The sequence below is a fragment of the Luteimonas sp. RC10 genome (assembly GCF_014192745.1).
Classification (GTDB): Bacteria; Pseudomonadota; Gammaproteobacteria; order Xanthomonadales; family Xanthomonadaceae; genus Luteimonas.
The window spans coordinates 39,977-57,300 of the sequence record NZ_JACHYJ010000011.1; the positions used below are offsets into that span (position 1 = coordinate 39,977).

General features: G+C 69.6%; 18 protein-coding genes. 4 read left to right on the forward strand and 14 right to left on the reverse strand.

What is annotated here, in order from left to right:
- Positions 1-1,269, reverse strand: a complete 1,269-nt coding sequence (gene glyA, locus FHW73_RS16805) for a serine hydroxymethyltransferase (protein WP_183427918.1) — start codon at positions 1,267-1,269, stop codon at positions 1-3.
- A 303-nt stretch (positions 1,270-1,572) separates the two neighbouring features.
- On the opposite strand from glyA, the gene ettA reads away from it, so the two are divergent.
- The 4 genes from ettA to pyrF all read left to right on the forward strand — a co-directional run bounded on the left by ettA (position 1,573) and on the right by pyrF (position 5,488).
- A complete protein-coding gene (gene ettA, locus FHW73_RS16810; protein WP_183427919.1) occupies positions 1,573-3,237 on the forward strand; it encodes an energy-dependent translational throttle protein EttA in 1,665 nt (554 codons plus the stop codon).
- A gap of 38 nt (positions 3,238-3,275) precedes the next feature.
- On the forward strand, positions 3,276-3,848 hold the full coding sequence (locus FHW73_RS16815) for an AAA family ATPase (RefSeq protein ID WP_183427920.1): 573 nt from the start codon (positions 3,276-3,278) through the stop codon (positions 3,846-3,848).
- Positions 3,849-3,911: 63 nt separating this feature from the next.
- Entirely contained in the window at positions 3,912-4,649 is a 738-nt protein-coding gene (gene map / locus FHW73_RS16820) for a type I methionyl aminopeptidase (RefSeq protein WP_183427921.1), read from the forward strand.
- Between the two features lie 8 nt (positions 4,650-4,657).
- Positions 4,658-5,488 carry an orotidine-5'-phosphate decarboxylase gene (gene pyrF / locus FHW73_RS16825; RefSeq protein ID WP_183427922.1) on the forward strand — a complete coding sequence of 277 codons (831 nt, stop codon included), beginning with the start codon at positions 4,658-4,660 and terminating at the stop codon, positions 5,486-5,488.
- Between the two features lie 10 nt (positions 5,489-5,498).
- Here the strand turns inward: pyrF and FHW73_RS16830 are convergent, their stop codons facing one another.
- The 13 genes from FHW73_RS16830 to gspG form a co-directional block, all read right to left on the reverse strand.
- A complete protein-coding gene (locus FHW73_RS16830; protein ID WP_183427923.1) occupies positions 5,499-6,260 on the reverse strand; it encodes a DUF3667 domain-containing protein in 762 nt (253 codons plus the stop codon).
- A 108-nt stretch (positions 6,261-6,368) separates the two neighbouring features.
- Complete coding sequence (gene pncB, locus FHW73_RS16835) at positions 6,369-7,553, reverse strand: nicotinate phosphoribosyltransferase (RefSeq protein WP_183427924.1); 1,185 nt, start codon at positions 7,551-7,553, stop codon at positions 6,369-6,371.
- Positions 7,554-7,650: 97 nt separating this feature from the next.
- Positions 7,651-8,499, reverse strand: coding sequence for a glycosyltransferase family 2 protein (locus FHW73_RS16840; protein WP_183427925.1), 849 nt, complete (start codon positions 8,497-8,499; stop codon positions 7,651-7,653).
- Positions 8,496-9,473, reverse strand: coding sequence for a glycosyltransferase (locus FHW73_RS16845; protein ID WP_255493076.1), 978 nt, complete (start codon positions 9,471-9,473; stop codon positions 8,496-8,498). The genes FHW73_RS16840 and FHW73_RS16845 overlap by 4 nt, the downstream gene beginning before the upstream one ends.
- Before the next feature lie 21 nt (positions 9,474-9,494).
- Positions 9,495-11,753 (reverse strand): type II secretion system secretin GspD, encoded by a 2,259-nt coding sequence (gene gspD, locus FHW73_RS16850; protein WP_183427926.1) that lies wholly within the window; start codon positions 11,751-11,753, stop codon positions 9,495-9,497.
- Positions 11,754-11,778: 25 nt separating this feature from the next.
- Positions 11,779-12,633, reverse strand: a complete 855-nt coding sequence (locus FHW73_RS16855; protein WP_183427927.1) for a general secretion pathway protein GspN — start codon at positions 12,631-12,633, stop codon at positions 11,779-11,781.
- Entirely contained in the window at positions 12,623-13,261 is a 639-nt protein-coding gene (gspM, locus tag FHW73_RS16860) for a type II secretion system protein GspM (RefSeq protein WP_183427928.1), read from the reverse strand. The genes FHW73_RS16855 and gspM overlap by 11 nt, the downstream gene beginning before the upstream one ends.
- The gene (locus FHW73_RS16865) at positions 13,251-14,432 is read right to left on the reverse strand and encodes a PilN domain-containing protein (protein WP_255493079.1); all 1,182 of its coding nucleotides are present in this window, start codon (positions 14,430-14,432) and stop codon (positions 13,251-13,253) included. The genes gspM and FHW73_RS16865 overlap by 11 nt, the downstream gene beginning before the upstream one ends.
- Complete coding sequence (locus FHW73_RS16870) at positions 14,429-15,280, reverse strand: type II secretion system protein GspK (RefSeq protein ID WP_183427929.1); 852 nt, start codon at positions 15,278-15,280, stop codon at positions 14,429-14,431. Before FHW73_RS16870 ends, FHW73_RS16865 begins: the two co-directional genes overlap by 4 nt.
- Complete coding sequence (locus FHW73_RS16875) at positions 15,277-15,915, reverse strand: prepilin-type N-terminal cleavage/methylation domain-containing protein (protein ID WP_183427930.1); 639 nt, start codon at positions 15,913-15,915, stop codon at positions 15,277-15,279. The genes FHW73_RS16870 and FHW73_RS16875 overlap by 4 nt, the downstream gene beginning before the upstream one ends.
- Positions 15,912-16,352, reverse strand: coding sequence for a prepilin-type N-terminal cleavage/methylation domain-containing protein (locus FHW73_RS16880; RefSeq protein ID WP_183427931.1), 441 nt, complete (start codon positions 16,350-16,352; stop codon positions 15,912-15,914). Before FHW73_RS16880 ends, FHW73_RS16875 begins: the two co-directional genes overlap by 4 nt.
- Positions 16,349-16,852, reverse strand: coding sequence for a GspH/FimT family pseudopilin (locus tag FHW73_RS16885; RefSeq protein WP_183427932.1), 504 nt, complete (start codon positions 16,850-16,852; stop codon positions 16,349-16,351). The genes FHW73_RS16880 and FHW73_RS16885 overlap by 4 nt, the downstream gene beginning before the upstream one ends.
- Positions 16,849-17,283: a type II secretion system major pseudopilin GspG gene (gene gspG, locus FHW73_RS16890; protein ID WP_183427933.1), complete on the reverse strand. Its 435-nt coding sequence runs from the start codon at positions 17,281-17,283 to the stop codon at positions 16,849-16,851. Before gspG ends, FHW73_RS16885 begins: the two co-directional genes overlap by 4 nt.
- Positions 17,284-17,324 lie beyond the last annotated feature (41 nt).

A 17,324-nucleotide genomic window follows, 5' to 3' on the forward strand; every position in this document is an offset into this window, starting at 1 on the left:
TCAGCCGTAGACCGGGTACTTGGCGCACTGCGCGGCGACCTTCTCGCGCACCGCGGCGATGACAGTGTCGTCGGCCGGTGCGTCGAGCACGTCGCAGATCCAGTGGGCCAGGTCGGTGCAGTCGGCCTCGGTGTAGCCGCGCGTGGTCACCGCCGGCGTGCCCAGGCGCAGGCCCGAGGTCACGAACGGCTTGCGCGGGTCGTTGGGCACGGAGTTCTTGTTGACCGTGATGTGGGCGCGGCCCAGGGCTTCTTCGGCCTCCTTGCCACTGACGTCCTTGCCGATCATGTCGACGAGCATCAGGTGGTTCTCGGTGCCGCCGGAGACGATCTTGTAGCCGCGCTCGATGATCACCTTCGCCATCGCCTGCGCGTTCTTCACCACCTGCTGCTGGTAGGTCTTGAACGCCGGATCCAGCGCCTCCTTGAACGCGACCCCCTTGGCGGCGATCACGTGCATCAGCGGACCGCCCTGGATGCCGGGGAACACGATCGACTGCAGCTTCTTGGTCATGTCGTCGAACGCGTCGCCGGCGCCTTCGCGGCTGGCGACGATGATGCCGCCGCGCGGACCGCGCAGCGTCTTGTGCGTGGTCGAGGTCACGACATGTGCATGCGGGAGCGGGCTCGGGTAGACCCCGGCTGCGACCAGGCCCGCGACATGGGCCATGTCGACGAACAGCAGCGCGCCGACCTTGTCGGCGATCGCGCGGAAGCGCGCCCAGTCGATCTTCTGCGAATACGCCGAGAACCCGGCGACGACCATCTTGGGCTTGTGCTCGAGCGCGAGCCGCTCGACCTCGTCGTAGTCGATCAGCCCGGCATCGTCGACGCCGTACTGCACCGCGTCGAACAGCTTGCCCGAGGCATTGACCTTGGCGCCGTGGGTCAGATGGCCGCCGTGCGCCAGGCTCATGCCCAGGATCTTGTCGCCGGGCTGCAGCAGCGCGAAGTAGACCGCCTGGTTGGCCTGCGAGCCCGAATGCGGCTGCACGTTGGCATAGTCGGCATCGAACAACTGCTTGAGCCGATCGATCGCCAGCTGCTCGGCGACGTCGACGTACTCGCAGCCGCCGTAGTAGCGCTTGCCCGGATAGCCCTCGGCGTACTTGTTGGTCAGCTGGCTGCCCTGGGCGGCCATGACCAGCGCGCTGCAGTAGTTCTCCGATGCGATCAGCTCGACGTGATCCTCCTGCCGGCGGACCTCCGCGGCGATGGCCTGGGCGAGTTCGGGATCGAAGCTGTCGAGACGGGCGTCGCGCGGGAACATCGAGGACTCCAGGGATCGGGCGTGGCCGGCCATTGTAGCCGTCCGCGCGCGCCGCAGCCCGGCCCGCCGCCCGGCCCCGGCCCTGCAGTCGTCTTGCACGCCGTCGTCGGGCACGCCCGGCGGGGTGCGAGCGCGTACCGAGTTCTCAGATCGGAGCCGCTCCCCGCACGGGCACGACGGTGGTCTCGACGCTGGCCGCCGCGGACGCGCCCCTTGGGATGCGGGCTATAATCGCGGGCATTCTTCTCCCGCCTGACGCCGCCCGACCGGGCCCCGGCGCGGGCAGGCGCAACCGGAGCCCCCATGTCCTCGCAATACATCTACACCATGAACCGCGTGTCCAAGGTGGTCCCGCCGAAGCGGCAGATCATCAAGGACATCTCGCTGTCGTTCTATCCCGGCGCCAAGATCGGCCTGCTGGGCCTCAACGGCGCCGGCAAATCGACGGTGCTCAAGATCATGGCCGGCGTGGACACCGACTTCGAGGGCGAGGCCCGCCCGCAGCCCGGCATCAAGGTCGGCTACCTGGAGCAGGAGCCGCGCCTGAACCCCGAGCAGACGGTGCGCGAAGCGGTCGAGGAAGGCGTCGGTGAGGTGCTGCAGGCCCAGGCCGCGCTTGAGGCGGTCTACGCCGCCTACGCCGAGGAAGGCGCCGATTTCGACGCGCTCGCCAAGGAACAGGAGCGCCTGGAGGCGATCCTGGCCGCCGGGGACGCGCATACGCTGGAGAACCAGCTCGACGTCGCCGCCGATGCGCTGCGCCTGCCGCCGTGGGACGCGAAGATCGGCAATCTCTCGGGCGGCGAAAAGCGCCGCGTGGCGCTGTGCCGCCTGCTGCTGCAGAAGCCGGACATGCTGCTGCTCGACGAACCGACCAACCATCTCGACGCCGAGTCGGTGGAGTGGCTGGAGCAGTTCCTGGCCCGCTACACCGGCACCGTGGTGGCGGTCACCCACGATCGCTACTTCCTCGACAACGCTGCCGAGTGGATCCTCGAGCTCGACCGTGGCCGCGGCATTCCGTGGAAGGGCAACTACACCGACTGGTTGACGCAGAAGGACGAGCGCCTGAAGCAGGAAGAGAACCAGGAAAAGGCACGCCAGAAGGCGATCCAGAAGGAACTCGAGTGGTCGCGGCAGAACGCCAAGGGCGGCCGCTCCAAGGGCAAGGCGCGCCTGGCCCGCCTGGAAGAACTGCAGTCGCAGGACTACCAGAAGCGCAACGAGACCAACGAGATCTTCATTCCGCCGGGTGAGCGCCTGGGCAACTCGGTGATGGAGTTCAAGAACGTCAGCAAGAAGTTCGGCGACCGGCTGCTGATCGACAACCTGTCGATGATCGTGCCGCCGGGCGCGATCGTCGGCATCATCGGCCCCAACGGCGCCGGCAAGTCGACGTTGTTCAAGATGATCACCGGGCAGGAGAAGCCGGACTCGGGCGAGATCATCGTCGGGCCGACGGTGCAGCTGTCCTACGTCGACCAGAGCCGCGACAAGCTCGAAGGCAACCACAACGTCTTCCAGGAAATCGCCGGCGGCCTGGACATCCTCAACATCAACGGCGTGGAGATCCAGTCGCGCGCCTACATCGGCCGCTTCAACTTCAAGGGCCAGGACCAGCAGAAGCTGGTCGGCTCGCTGTCGGGTGGTGAGCGTGGCCGTCTGCACATGGCCAAGACGCTGCTGCAGGGTGGCAACGTGCTGCTGCTCGACGAACCGTCGAACGACCTGGACATCGAAACGCTGCGCGCGCTGGAAGACGCGCTGCTGGAGTTCCCGGGCAACACGTTCGTGATCTCGCACGACCGCTGGTTCCTCGACCGCATCGCCACGCACATCCTCGCGTTCGAGGGCGACAGCCACGTCGAGTTCTTCCAGGGCAACTACCGCGAGTACGAGGAAGACAAGAAGCGCCGCCTCGGCGACGACGCCGGTCCCAAGCGCCTGCGGTTCAAGGCGCTGAAGTGACCTGTGGGGACCCGCGCACCGCGGGTCCCGATCCGGCCATGACGCCGCCCCATCGCATCCACATCTTCGGCGCGTCCGGCAGCGGGACCACCACGCTGGGCGCCGCACTGGCCGCACGCCTTGCGCTGCCGCACGTGGATGTCGACGAGGTCTACTGGAAGCCGACCGACCCGCCTTATACCGAGAAGGCGACGCCAGACGAGCTCATCGCGGCGATCGAACAACGTCTGGCCGGTCATGACGGATGGATCCTGACCGGTTCGCTGGTGAGCTGGGGAAGCAGTCTCGTCGCGCGATGCACATTGGCCGTTTTCCTCTCGCTCGACGACACCGAGCGCATGCATCGCCTCCTCGCCCGCGAACGGACCCGCTACGGCGACCGCATCGCACCTGGCGGCGATATGGTCGACCACCATCGCGCCTTCATGGACTGGGCCGCCCAGTACGAGACGGGCGGCCCGGAGATCCGCAGCCGGGCGATGCACGACCGCTGGCGGCAAACCCTGCACTGCCCGGTCATGACGCTCGACAGCCGGCAGTCGCCCCAGGCGCTGGCCGATGCGATCATCGCCCGACTCCCAAAACCGGGGTCAGAATCGATTTTTCCCTGACCCCGTCCCCACACGCCCATCGGCGCACACTGCCATGAAATTCGACTCTGACCCCGGTTTTCCATGACGATCCAGACGCCTGATGAGCTCGAAGGCCTGCGGCGCACAGGTGCGTTGGTCGCCGGCATCCTGTCCACGATGCGGGATCAGGCGATCGCGGGCGTCACGCCGCGCGCGCTCGATGCGGTCGGCGCCCAGATGCTGCGCGCCGCCGGCGCGCAGTCGGCGCCGGTGCTGACCTACGGCTTTCCGGCGGCGACCTGCATCAGCGTCAATCGGGTGGTCGCACACGGCATCCCGAGCGAAACGCCGCTGTGCGACGGCGACCTGGTCAACATCGATGTCTCGGCCGAGCTCGATGGCTTCTTCGCCGACACCGGGGCGAGCTTCGTCGTCGGCGCCGCCAGTGCGGCCCAGCAACGTCTGCTCGATGCGGCCCGCGAGGCGCGCGATGTGGCGATCGCCCAGTTGCGTGCGGGCGGACTGATCAACAGTATCGGCCGGACCATCGAGATGGTCGCCGCGCGTCGCGGCTTCCGGGTCATCCGCGACCTGCAGAGCCACGGCGTCGGACGCGCGCTGCACGAGGAACCGGGCTCGATTCCGGGCTACTACGACCGACGCGACACCCGCCGACTGCACGCCGGCATGGTGATCACCGTCGAGCCGTTCCTGGCCACGCACAGCACCCGCACCGATGCGCTCGACGACGGCTGGTCGCTGGTCTGCCCGAAGGGCGTCGGCGCGCAGTTCGAGCACACGGTCGTGGTCACCCACGACGCCCCGATCATCGTCACCTGAGGACCGCCATGCCCCGCTCCTTCATGCAGGCGCTGCGCGCGCGCTGGCAGACCGCCGAGACCCTGGTCTGCGTGGGGCTCGACCCCGAACCCACGAAGTTTCCCGCACGGTTCTCCAGCGATCCGGACGCGGTGTTCGCCTTCTGTCGCGACATCGCCGATGCGACGGCGGAGTTCGCCTGCGCGTTCAAACCGCAGATCGCGCACTTCGCCGCGCTCGGCGCCGAGGACGCGCTGCAGCGGCTGATCGCGCATCTGCATGCCGAGCATCCGGACGTGCCGGTGATCCTCGATGCCAAGCGTGGCGACATCGGCAGCACCGCCCAGCATTACGTGGGCGAGGCCTTCGGGCGCTACGCCGCCGATGCGGTCACGGTGAATCCGTATCTGGGGCGCGACTCGGTGCAGCCGTTTCTCGATCGCGAAGACAAGGGGGTGGTGATCCTGTGCCGCACCTCCAATCCGGGCGCCACCGACCTGCAGGACCTGCCGGTCGCGCACGGCGGCGCCACGCGTCCGCTGTATCAGCACGTCGCCGAGACCATCGCGCGCGACTGGAATGCGCATGGCAACTGCGCCCTGGTCGTTGGCGCGACCTGGCCGGCGCAATTGCGCGAGGTCCGGGCGATCGTCGGCGACCTGCCGTTCCTGGTGCCCGGCGTCGGCGCACAGGGCGGCGATGTCGAGGCGGTCGTGACCCACGCCAGGACCGCCGACGGCACCGGGCTGATGGTCAGCTCCTCGCGCGCGATCCTCTACGCGTCGAGCGGCGACGACTACGCCGAGGCCGCGGCGCGGAGCGCGCGTCAGTTGCGCGACCAGATCCGCAGCGTCCGCTGATCGCGCGGCGTCAGCCCGCCGACACGACCAGGACCACAGCGAGGACCACAAGACCGACCGCCACAGACGCACCGGCGACATACAGCGCAAGCCCGACCGCACCGCGCAACAGCGCGTTCCACCACGGCAGGCCGTCGAAACTGCGGATCAGGCTGTAGAGGAACCAGCCCAGCGCCAGTCGCGTCGCCCACAGTTCCGCGTGCGGGAACACCCCACGCAACGCGATGCCGATCGACCAAAGCAGGAATGTCTGTGCGGTCAGGAATGCGGTGACCGTCAGCCACTCGGGATAGTTCAGCCGCGCGGCACGCCAGAACGCCAGCTTCAAGGCGGCCGCTTCGAGCGGCACCAGCAGCAGGGTCACGATGCTCAGATTCGCCGCCGCCCACGTGCCGAGCCCACGCAGCAGTGCCACTGCCCGTTCGGCGTTGTCGGGCGCGGCGGGTTGGGCACCGATGGCGGCCTGCGCGCCGGCATTGAAGTCGGCCATCGTGCCTGTCCCCGGCAACAGGCGGTTGAGCAGCACCACCAGCGCGGCCGTAGACACCAACAGCCACAGCGGCTTGGCGTACCCGGCGCGCCGGCCGGCCAGATAGTCACCAATCACCCTGCCGGGCCGCAGCAGCAGCCAGACCAGCGTGTGCACGATGCCGTGCTCGAGGCTGAAGACGTCCTGGCGCAGCGCGTCGCCGATGAAGCGCCAGTCGATGCGCTGCCCGTCCACCTTCCCGCATTGCGGACACACCGCGCCCATGTCCATGGATCGTGGCATCTGCGGCTGCCGATCCTCCTTCGCTTGCTGCATGCATCCCCCTGCGCTGCGTCGCGTGCGCGGAAGTATCGCATCCGGACAGGCCGGCAATGCGACCGGCGCGATCCGTCAGTCCAGCGTCTTGGCCACCCCGAACACCTGGCGCAGATAGCTCAGATAGCCGGGATCGTCGCACATGCTCTTGCCCGGCGAATCGCTGAGCTTGGCCACCGGCTGGCCGTTGCAGCGGACCATCTTGATAACGATGTTCAGCGGCGTCGGGCCGAGGTCGTTGGTCAGGTGCGTGCCCACCCCGAACGCGACCTGGCAGCGGCCGCGGAAGTGGTCGTGGAGCCGCATCACTTTGGCAAAATCCAGGCCGTCACTGAAGACCAGGGTCTTGCTCGCCGGATCGACGCGGTTGTGCTGGAAATGCGCAAGCATGCGGTCGCCCCAGACGAACGGGTCGCCCGAATCGTGGCGCACGCCGTCGAAAAGCTTGCAGAAGTACATGTCGAAATCGCGCAGGAACGCGTCCAGACCGACCACGTCCGACAGCGCGATGCCCAGGTCGCCGCGATACTCGTGCGCCCAGGCCTCGAGCGCCGCGACCTGCGAGTCGCGCAGCCGCGGCCCGAGCGCCTGGAACGCCTGCAGGTACTCGTGCGCCATCGTGCCCAGCGGCGTCATGCCGTAGCGGCGCGCGAAATCGACGTTGCTGGTGCCGACGAACTGCGCACCCAGTGCGTCGCGCAACAACGGCAGCATGTGGCCGTGCCACTGCCGCGAGTAGCGGCGCCGCGTGCCGTAGTCGGCGACCTTGCAATCGTCGAAGCCGGGCGTATCGCGCAACAGCGCAGCCTTCGCCTGCAACCGGCGCTCGCCCTCGGCGAAATCCGGCGCCGAGGTGTTGCGAAACCAGACCTCGTTGACGATCGCCAGCAGCGGCACTTCGAACAGGATCGTGTGCAGCCAGGGGCCACGGATGTCGAGTTCGATCTCGCCCGGCACCGATGCCGACGGCCGCAACTCGATGTACTTGCGGTCGAGCCGGAACAGCCCGAGGAAGTCGGCGAAGTCGGGCTTGATGAAGCGCAGCCCGCGCACATAGGCCAGTTCGTCATCGGTGAAGCGCAGCGCGCACAGCGCGTCGATCTCCTGCTCGATCTGGTCCAGATAGCGCGCCAGGTCGATGCCCGGCGTCCTGCACTTGAACCGATACTCGACGTGCGCACCGGGGTGCTGGTGCAGCACCGCCTGCATCATCGTGAACTTGTACAGGTCGGTGTCGAGCAGGGACTGGATGATCGGCATGGGGAGGTCCGCGAAAAGAGCCCGGCTAGCCTAGCGCGTGGGCCGTGGCGAAAGCGCCTGCACCGGTCACCTGTGGCAGAACGCTTCGACCCAGCGGCTACAGCCGGCGCAGCACGGCCAGCGGGAAGCGCAGCCAGATCGCCAGCCACACGCCGACCCGCTGCACGAGACGCCGGCGCGGCGCCTCGAAGCGGCGGAAGTAGCGCCACAGGCCCCGGTGCTTGTGCCACTCGACGAACAGCGGCCGCGCGCGACTGGACACGCCGCGCACGTGCAGCACCGCGACATCATTGGCCACCGCGACCGTGGCGCCCGCCTCGCGGGCACGACGGCACAGGTCGAGATCTTCGGCATGCAGCCGGTAGCCGGTGTCGAAGCCATCGATGCGGTCGAACAGCGTGCGCGGCAGCAGCATCAGCGCGCCCGACACCGCGGCCACGCGCTGCAGCGGCTGCGGCTCGCGCGGCAGCGAGAGATCGCGAGCAGAAGCGGTTCGCAGCATCGCGACGAAATCGGGATCCCGCCGCCGGGCGGCTGGATCGGCCACGCCGTCCTCGCCGAGCAGTTCGCTGCCCAGCAGACACTCACCATCGAGCGCGTCCGCATGCGCGCGGAGCCGCGTCAGCGTGTCCACCTCGACCAGGCAATCCGGATTGACGAAGGCAATCCATGGCGCGTCGGCATCGCGCGCGCCCTGGTTGCACGCGACCGCGAAGCCGGGATTGTCGGGGTTGCCGATGAAGTGCACGCGTGGATCGAGCGAGGCGTGCCGCTGCACGATCGCCAAGGTCTCGTCGATCGAGCCGTTGTCGACGACGCGGATCTGCGCCACGCCATCGGCCTCGCGCAGACGACGCAGGCAGGCGTCGATGGTGCTCGCGCTCTGGTGGGTGACGACGACCGCGACCACATCGGCCGCAGGCGCAAGGGGCGACGATGCAGTCATCGTGAGGGGGCGCCGTGCTCGGTTTGCGTGACCGATGCGTCACCGGGCAACGGCGTGTCGACCGGATCTCCGGACGCAGCAAGTTGGGCTGAAGTCACGTCATCGCCTGCAGGCCCATCGCCCATGACAGCGAGATCGTGCGCGGCGAACAATCCCTGCTGGGTCGGTGCGTTTTCGAGCGCCGCATAGTGGCGCTGCAGCTGCGCGCGACAGACGTGCAGCGGGTCATTCATCAGATAGGTCGCCAGCCGCGCATGCCAGGCGGGCCAGCGGGCCGCGAGCGCATCCATGTCGCCCTCGCGCGGGCCGCCCTCGCCGCCGCGTGCGACGAACGCCGTCTCGCACAGCGCGTTGCGCCAGCCTAAACCGGCCATGCGCAGCGACAGGTCGATCAGCGCGGCGTACCAGGAGCCGTAACTCGCGGTATCCAGCCCGCCGGCCTTGCGCCGGGCGTTGCCGCGCAGCAGCACCGCGTGGTCGATCGCGGCCGGCAGTTCGGGATGCAACGGCGGCAACTGCTGGCAGGCACGTGCGAGGCGCAGCGGATCGTCCGGCACCGGCGCGATCTCGCCGATGCGGGGCCATGAAGCGGCCTCGCCAGCATTGCACCAGGGCGTCGCGGTCGCGATCGAGGCATCGCGCGCGAAGCACGCAGCCAACTCGACCAGCCAGCCGGGCAGCGGCACGGCATCGGGCGCGAGCACGACGACATCGGCATCGCCGCAGGCGCGCAGCACGTCGTCCAGGTGCGCGACCTCGCCGACCCCGCGCTGACGGCAGGTGTAGTCGGCCTGCAACGGGGTGCTGGCCAGCCAGCGCTGCACGATCTGCGCGCCGCGCGGCCCGATGCGCGCATCGTCGGCCAGCCACACCTGCGTGCCGGCAGGCGTGCCGGCGTCGAGCGCGGCCAGGCAGGCGTCGAGCGCATCGTCGTCGTGCCCGACCGGCAGCAACACCACCGGCAACGCCGTCATCGGCGCGCGTCCCCCGTCATGTCAGTTGCGCGGCTGCAGCGGCTGCAACGCGCGGAAGCGGCGGCCGTACTCGTCGGTCAGCTCCCGCGCTTCCTGCGGATTGCGCACGATCGTCGGCGTCAGCAGCACGATGACCTCGCTGCGGCTCGTGCCAGACCGCTGCTGCCCGAAGAGTCCTCCGATGACAGGAATACGACTCAGGCCCGGCAGTCCGGTCGAAGATTTACCAACCTCGTCTCGAATCAGCCCGGCAAGCATGACGGTGTCACCGGCCTGCACAGCGGCTTCGGTCTTCAGTCGTCGTGTATCGATGCGCACATTGCCCTGTGCATCCGCGGTGCTTTGCGGCCCGGGCGAACTGACTTCTTGCACGATATCGAGGAACACCATGCCATCGCGGGTCACGCGAGGGCGGACCTTCAGGATCGTGCCGGTCTCCAGGTACTGCACGTTGGTATAGCTGTTGTCGCCGAGAATCGGATTGACGCTGGTCGTGGAGATCGGAATGCTCGCACCGACGTTGAACTCCGCCATCGCGTTGTTGCGTACGAACACCGACGGTGACTGCAGGATCTGGACATCGGTCACTTCGTCCAGCGCACTGATGACAGCGGCGGCGTCATTCTTGAACAACGTCCACGAAACATTAGGGTTGTCGCCACGGATGTCGATTGCTCCACCCAGGGTGCTCCACTTGCGTGGGAGGGCGGGATTGTCGCGCAACGAAAGGCTCGGTAGGCCAGCCAAAGAGGCTGCATTCTCGATGTACCAATTGACTCCGTAGCGCAGATCACCGCTCAGCGTCACCTCCACCACCTGCGCCTCGATATGCACCTGCGCCGGCATCACGTCGAGCCGTTCGACGACATCGCGGATCGATCGCCACGCCGCCGGCGTCGTGCGCACGAGCAGCGTGTTGGTCTCGTCGACTGCAGACACGCCGACGCGATCGCCGCCGACCTCCAGGGTCACGCTGCTGGGTCCGTCCTGACGCTCGTCGAGCTGCATCTGGCCGATGTCGCCGCCACTGCCACCGCCACCACGCATGCCGCCGCGGCCGCCGCCCATGCCTGAGTTGCTGCCCAGGCCACCGGCGCTTGAATCGAGCCCACCACGGCCGCCCGATGAGCTCCCATCCACGCCACCGCTGCGCAGCGTGTTGCCGCTCAGGCCCGGCATCAACGAGGCGCTGTCCTGACCGCTGCTGCCACCACTGCCGCCGAAGACTTCCGACAGTCGCTGCGCGAGCTCGCGCGCCTTGATGAATTTCAGTTCGAGCGAGAACAACCGCGGCTCCTGGCCGGCGTTGTCGATGCGCTCGAGCCACTGCTGGATCTCGCCCAGGTAATCGGCCTGCGGCGTGATCACCAGCACTGCGTTCGCACCTTCAAGGGGCATGAAGCGGAACATGCCTGCGACCGGCGATTCGCTGTCCTGGCCGAACACCTTCTCTAGATCGGCGACTACCTGCGTGGCCTTGCCCGACTGCAGCGGGAACACGCCGACCGACATGCCCGACAGCCAATCGACGTCGAAGATCTCGATCGTGCGCAGGTAGTTGTCGAGTTCGGAGCGGCTGCCCGAGATCGTGATGACATTGCGTGCGTTGTCGGCGCCGACGATCGCGTTCGGGCGCGCGTAAGGCTCGAGCACCTTTTCCATCTCGGTCGCGGAGATGTAGCGCAGCGGCACCGTGCGCACTTCGAAGCCGCGCGCGGCCCCGGTGCCGCCGGTGCGCGGCGCGACCGTGCCGGTGGCGAGCGCGGTGTCGGCCGGCACGATGTTGTAGCGGCCGTCGCTGTAGATCATCCGGGCGTTGTTCCAGCCCAGCACCATTTCCAGCAGGCTCAGCGCCTGCGCCGCGCTCACCGGCTTGGGCGTGGCCAACGTGACCGTGCCTTGCACTTCCGGCGCGATGACGTAGTTCTGGCCGAGCATGTCGCCGAGGATCGCCTTGGCGACCGCATGCACCGATTCGCCCTCGAAATTGAACGACGCCTGCCCGGTGGTGCCACTGCCGAGCGTCGGCGGCGGCGCGGCCGCAGCGCCGCGATTGATCACCGTGCCGCTGCCGCGACGGATCTGCGGACGCGGGCGGTCGTCATCGTCGACCAGCGACTGCACGCGTGGCCCGTCGGCGACGCCCGTGGCATCGGCCTCCACCCCTTGGCGCAGATCGGCATCGCGCCGAACGGTCGGCGGCGGCGCCGTGGCGCAGCCGGCGAGCAGCGCGATGCAGATGCCGATCGCGAGCGTCCTGGACGGAAGGGCGGGAGTCATCGAAAGAGGCTTCATCGACTGGAGTCTACGGATCCTGGACGGGGGTGGGCGACGGCTGCGGCGCGGGCGACGGCCGAGCTGGCTGCTGTTGCTGTTGTTGCTGTTCCTGGCGCAGGCGCGCGCGCCGCTCCTCGATCCGGCGACGGATCGCCTCGACCTGCGCCTCCGCCGTCGCGGCGACGTCGTTGCCGGCCGTCTGCGCACCGCCTGATGGTGCGCGGTTGCGCGCAGCGTTCCGGGCCTGGGCGCGCCCGGCATCGCCGGCCTGCGGAATGTCGGGCGGCGGCGGATCGGTCGCGGGCGGCGGCCGGCGCAGCGGCATCTGCACAGCGCGGTCCTGCGCGACCGGCGTCGTCATCGGGGTCGGCGGCTGGCCGCCGGTGCCGTCGAACACGCGCAGTTCCAGCGTGCGCGGACCCTCGGGGCCGTTGAACACGACGCTGCGCGCGTCCACGCTGCCAAGCACCCAGCCGGGCGTGGTCGGCGGCGCCTCGCCGATGCGCAGGCGGATCGACTCGCCGCCCCCGCTGGGCTGCAGGATCGCCATCGCGAAATCGGGCGTCAGCAGCACGCTGGTCAACACGAAGTCGAAGCCCGGCGCGGCCTCGCCGCCTTCGTCCTGCGGGTCGATGAAGAAGGGATGCGGTTTGCGATCGGCCGAGAACAGCGGCCGCGCCGCGATCTCCCCGTACTGCGACAGCGGTGGCTGGGGCGCGACATCCGGCATCGCCGGCGCGGTCACCGCCGACGGGTCGCCCTCGTCCTCGCGCTGGCCGATGCGCCCGCCCAGCCCGGCCAAGGTCAGCACCAGGAACAGCAGCGCCCACGCCGCGACGGCGCCGATCAGCCAGGTCCGGGGATTGAGCCGATCAACCCGCATCGGTCGCCGCCTCCGCGCTGGGCGCCGCCGCAGGTGCGGATGGACCCGGCAACACATAGCCCGACAGATCGAAGCTCACGTCGACGCCGCCGCTGGCGGCGCCCGCGGCCAGCGTGTGCCGCTGGCTGAGAATGTTGAGGTTGTCGACGAACAGCCGGGGCGTGCCCGCTTCGAGCGAATGCAGCACCGCGGCAAGCTCCGGCATGCCGCAGCGCAGCCGCACCTGCACGGTCGCACGCGGGTAGCGGTCGTTGCGGCCGCCAGCCAACGGCGAACGGTTGCTGATCGCGCAACTGCGGTTGCCGGGACTGGCTTCGAGCACCGCATTCTCGAGCCGCTGCACCAGGGCCGCCGTCGCCAGCTCCACGCTCGACTGCGGCATGAAGCCGGGCGCCGCGGCCATCGCCTCGCGCGCGCGCTCGAGTTCGGCGCGGACCTGCGGCGCCTGCTCGAGTTCGCGGCGGATGCGCAGTTCGCGCTCCTGCAGCGCGTCGATGCGCGCGCCCAGGTCCTGCATCGGCTGCGTCCACCAAGGGTGCAGCAGCACCAGGTAAGCGAGCAGCAGCGCGCCCAGCAGCAGACCCAGCGCCAGCCAGCGGTCGCGCGCGGGCACCGGACTATCGGGCATCGTCGGCACGGGCGGCCTCCTGCGGTGGCGGCGCGGTGGGCGCGGGCGGTGGTGCGAGTTCGGCGGTCAGCGTGAAGCGGTCCGAGCGCGTCCGCGGGTCGTTCTGCAACGCCCCGGCGAGCGCCGGTGAATGCCACAGCGGTGACCCCTCCAGTTGCCCGACCAGCGCCGAGGCCTCGGTGCTCAGGCCGATCAGCAGAATCCGGTTGCCCTCGATCGCCGCCTTCTCCAGCGAGGTGCTGTCGGGCAGCCGCCGGCTCAGTTCGTCGAGGACCGCGACCGTGGTGGGCCGCGCAGCGCGCTGGGCCTGCAGAAACGCCATGCCCTCGCGCAGGTCGGCCAGTTGCTGGCGCTGCGCGGACGCAGCGCGCGCGCGGATCGCCTCGGCTTCGACCTTCTCCTGCAAGGCATCGGCCGCGGCGGCGCGGTTCTCGCGCATCTGCCACAGGCCGGCCACCGTCAGCAGCACGGCGATCGCAGCGAGCAGCCATTGCAGCCGGCGCTGAGGATCTTCGCGTCGACGTCGGCGTTCTGCGTCGATCAGGTCGACCCCGAGCGGGCGGTCGCCCTCGGCCAGGTCGATGCCGGCGAGCGTCGGCGCCAAGCTGCCGAGCGCCGCGAGCTCGGCTTCGATCGTCGCCCGCGGCACCACCACCAGTTCGACCTCGAGTTGGCCGTCGCCTCGACGCCCCAGAAGACGATGCCCATGCCGCACGTCACCGGCGGCGAACGGCGTCTGCCGGTCGATCTCGAAGCCCAGCACGTCGTGCAGGCGATCGGCGGCGGCTTCGGGCAACAGCATGCGTCTGCGCAATCCTGCCTGGGCCGGCAGCAGCAGCCAGCGCGGCGTTCCGGCCAGGCGATCGCCCAGCAATGTCGCCAGCGGATCGCCAGCGCGCCCTGCCAGTTCGGCAAGCGGCACCTGCGCCAGCTCACGCGTGTCGCGCGCTTCATGCAGGACCAGTCGCAGGCTCTCGCCCTGCGGCTGCAGCAGGAGGCGGCGGCCGGACAGTCCGAACAGTTCGCGCACGCGCGGCGGCAACCAGGCCGCGAGCGCGGTGCGCCACCACGCCAAGGCGCTGCGGACGCGGGCCCAGGTTCGCCCGTCCGGGCGCCAGCCGCGGCGCGGCAGCGCGGACGCGCCCGGTGATGCGGGTGTTGCGGACATCATCGCGGTGAAGCTCCCTCCTCCCAACGCAGCACGCTGTATGCCGTGCCCGGTACGGCGCCAGCGCCGGTCCTGACCACTGCCCGCAACCGCGCGCTCCGCCCCCCTTCGAGCCGCGCACGGCTGTCGATACTATACGTGCCGCTGCCGCCGCCCAGCACCGCCTCGGCAAGCAGTGCACCGGTGGCCGCGCGCGCGGCCAGAATCGGATCGGCATCGACGCCCATCGCCTGCAGCACCACCGCATCGGCGAATTGCGGATCGGGCGACGGCAGACGGCCGTAGATGGTCAGGTGCGGCGCCACCGCCTCGAACAGCGCCGGCGTCATCCCGAGCACCTGCTGGACCTCGGCCACGGTCTCGAACGGCGCGTTCTTGGCGCCATAGGCGCGTCCCTGCGCCGCGTACTCGGCGCGTTCGGCGCCGCCCACCGGCTGCACCAGGTCGTCCTCGTCGCGCCAGTCGACGATCGCCCCAGCCACCTGGGCTGCCACGTCAGGGTCGGCGCCCACCGCGTGCAGCAGCGCAGTCAGCAAGTCGCTGCCGGCCACGTTGAGATCGACCTTGCCGGTCTCGTCGACGATCCGGATCTCCACCGCCATGTCGTGGAACTGCCAGGCGTAGGGTCGCCCGTCGGGCTGCCAGCGCAGCGCCGGGTCCGGCAACGCGAGCCGCATCAGCGCGTATTCGAGCCCGGCACGCGCGGCGGCATCGCCCACGGTGCCGCGTGCCAGCACGCGCCCCTGCTGGTTCTCGATGCGTGCGGTGAGTGCGAAGGCGCCGACCAGCGCCGACAGCAGCACGATCAGCCACAGCACCAACAGCAGCGCCGCGCCCCGGCTTCGGCTCATGGCAAGGCTTCCTGTGCAGGTTGCCCGCTGCCCTGCGGCAAAGTGACGACCAGCAGCGGCCAGGCGCCATCGCGTTCGGTCTCGATTGCGATCTCGACCTGCAACGGCAGGGTCGCCGGCCCCCAGCGCTCGCCCCATTCGCCAAGCGCACCGGTCGCATCGAACCCGCGATAGCGCAGGCGCAGTGCGGTCAGGTCGTCGATCAACGGTTCGGGCGGGCGCGGCGCGGCCTCTTCGATCGTGCGTCCACCCAGCACCATCGCGAACGCCGCGGTCAGGCGCTGCGGCTTGCCGTCGTCATCGACCGCGAGGTCATGCAGATGCGGCCCGCCCTGCCCCAGGTAGTCCGGCAGGTCGGCGACGAAGCGCAGCCGCTGCGACTCGCCGACAAAGCGCACAGGCTCGCCGGTGGTCTCGTCGACCTCGAAGCCGATCGGCAACGCCGACGCGATCCGGCGGCGCAGGAAGCCTTCGACTGCGCGCATGCGCTCGCTGCGCTGTGCCAGCGTCTCGCCGCGTTCGACGGTCGCGGTGGCCGCGCGCAGCGTGGTCAGCGCGAGCGCGAGGCCGGCGGCCAGCAACGCGGTCGCCACCAGCACTTCGATCAGCGTGAAGCCGCGAACCGGACGGCTCATGGCACCCCCGTGCCGGCCGGGTCGGACGTATGCAGCCGCAGTGTACGTACCTGCAAGCGCTCGCGCGGGCCGGCCTCGCCCCAGTCCATCGCCAGCGTCAGTTCGTACACCTGCGGGCCGCCCTGCGCGAGCGGCGCGGCGGGCGGCAGGTCAGGATCGACGTACGGCGCGATTGCGAGCGTCCAGCGGTAGCGGCCGTCCTCGAAGTCGCCATTGGTCTGGCCCGGCACGACCGGGAACGACAGGCCGACGCCGTCGAGCAGCGAACGTGCATGCAATGCAGCGCGCCCGGCATCGGCCGCCCAGCGAACCTGCCGGGTGCCGTTGGACAACGTGCCCAGCAACAGCATCAGGCCCAACCCCAGCACCGCGAAGGCCACGATGACCTCGATCAGCGTGTAGCCGGCCTGGCCGCGTCCTGCGCCCGGGCGATTCATTGCTCGCCTCGGCCCAGCCGGACTTCGCCGGTCAGCCAGGCGACATCGACCTGCCAGGCCGCGCCGCGCAGCATCACCCGGATGCGGCCGCCAGTGGCCGCACCGTCGGCGAAGAACACGATCGCGCCCTCGCTGTTCGAGGTCTGCAATTCGCGTGCGCCGGTGAATTCGACATCGAGCCTGGCCGGGATCTCGCCATGCCGGCCGTTGGGCGCCCGCCAGGTGCGCGCCTGGGGATCGAGCACGAAGCGCTGCGGCTCACCGGTCGCGATCGCCTGGGCCCGCGTGTAGCGCAACTGCGCGGCCAGCTCCTTGGCGGTCGACTGTAGCGCGATGCGATCGAAGCCGCCGCTCATCGCGGCCGCGGCGAGCACGCCGGTCACCGCGATCAGACCGACGACCAGCAGGACCTCCAGCAGCGAAAAGCCGCGCTGGCATCCCGGCGCCGCGCGGCCAGGCGGCGGCTGCGGCGCTGGCGGTCGCGGCCGCCGCAGGATCATTCGTAGCGGATATCGGCGTTGACGCTGTCGCCGCCAGGCTTGCGATCGGCGCCGAAGCTGACGATCTCGAAGGGCTGGCCATCGCCCGGCGCGCGGAATTCGTAGGGCGTGTTCCAAGGGTCGCGCAGTTCGCCTTCCTTCGCGTAAGGCCCGAGCCAGCCACTGGCATCGCCGGGTTGGACGACCAGGTCGTTCAGGGCGTTGGGCAAGCGGCCGGTGTCCATCTCGAACTGATGGACCTTTTCGGCCAGGGTCTGCACCTGGGCCTTGGCCAGGTTGACCCGGGCGCGGTCGCCGCCGCCCAGGATGCGGCTCGCGGCGAACGCGACGATGCCGCCGATCAGCACGACGACCAGGATGATCTCGATCAGGCTGAAACCGCCCTGTGCCGTCTTGCGGACCCCGCGACGCGATCGGAGGGAGTGGTGCATGGGACGCTGCCTCGTCTTGGGATCGAGTCCGGATTGTATGC

What these genes read in the sequence shown, in the direction of transcription:
- gspD (WP_183427926.1), bottom strand. Translation starts at nt 11,753, where the DNA reads ATGACTCCCGCCCTTCCGTCCAGGACGCTCGCGATCGGCATCTGCATC.
- FHW73_RS16830 (WP_183427923.1), bottom strand. Translation starts at nt 6,260, where the DNA reads ATGCCACGATCCATGGACATGGGCGCGGTGTGTCCGCAATGCGGGAAG.
- map (WP_183427921.1), top strand. Translation starts at nt 3,912, where the DNA reads ATGACGATCCAGACGCCTGATGAGCTCGAAGGCCTGCGGCGCACAGGT.
- FHW73_RS16845 (WP_255493076.1), bottom strand. Translation starts at nt 9,473, where the DNA reads ATGACGGCGTTGCCGGTGGTGTTGCTGCCGGTCGGGCACGACGACGAT.
- FHW73_RS16880 (WP_183427931.1), bottom strand. Translation starts at nt 16,352, where the DNA reads ATGAATCGCCCGGGCGCAGGACGCGGCCAGGCCGGCTACACGCTGATC.
- FHW73_RS16875 (WP_183427930.1), bottom strand. Translation starts at nt 15,915, where the DNA reads ATGAGCCGTCCGGTTCGCGGCTTCACGCTGATCGAAGTGCTGGTGGCG.
- glyA (WP_183427918.1), bottom strand. Translation starts at nt 1,269, where the DNA reads ATGTTCCCGCGCGACGCCCGTCTCGACAGCTTCGATCCCGAACTCGCC.
- FHW73_RS16865 (WP_255493079.1), bottom strand. Translation starts at nt 14,432, where the DNA reads ATGATGTCCGCAACACCCGCATCACCGGGCGCGTCCGCGCTGCCGCGC.
- pyrF (WP_183427922.1), top strand. Translation starts at nt 4,658, where the DNA reads ATGCCCCGCTCCTTCATGCAGGCGCTGCGCGCGCGCTGGCAGACCGCC.
- FHW73_RS16885 (WP_183427932.1), bottom strand. Translation starts at nt 16,852, where the DNA reads ATGATCCTGCGGCGGCCGCGACCGCCAGCGCCGCAGCCGCCGCCTGGC.
- FHW73_RS16840 (WP_183427925.1), bottom strand. Translation starts at nt 8,499, where the DNA reads ATGACTGCATCGTCGCCCCTTGCGCCTGCGGCCGATGTGGTCGCGGTC.
- gspM (WP_183427928.1), bottom strand. Translation starts at nt 13,261, where the DNA reads ATGCCCGATAGTCCGGTGCCCGCGCGCGACCGCTGGCTGGCGCTGGGT.
- gspG (WP_183427933.1), bottom strand. Translation starts at nt 17,283, where the DNA reads ATGCACCACTCCCTCCGATCGCGTCGCGGGGTCCGCAAGACGGCACAG.
- ettA (WP_183427919.1), top strand. Translation starts at nt 1,573, where the DNA reads ATGTCCTCGCAATACATCTACACCATGAACCGCGTGTCCAAGGTGGTC.
- FHW73_RS16870 (WP_183427929.1), bottom strand. Translation starts at nt 15,280, where the DNA reads ATGAGCCGAAGCCGGGGCGCGGCGCTGCTGTTGGTGCTGTGGCTGATC.
- FHW73_RS16815 (WP_183427920.1), top strand. Translation starts at nt 3,276, where the DNA reads ATGACGCCGCCCCATCGCATCCACATCTTCGGCGCGTCCGGCAGCGGG.
- pncB (WP_183427924.1), bottom strand. Translation starts at nt 7,553, where the DNA reads ATGCCGATCATCCAGTCCCTGCTCGACACCGACCTGTACAAGTTCACG.
- FHW73_RS16855 (WP_183427927.1), bottom strand. Translation starts at nt 12,633, where the DNA reads ATGCGGGTTGATCGGCTCAATCCCCGGACCTGGCTGATCGGCGCCGTC.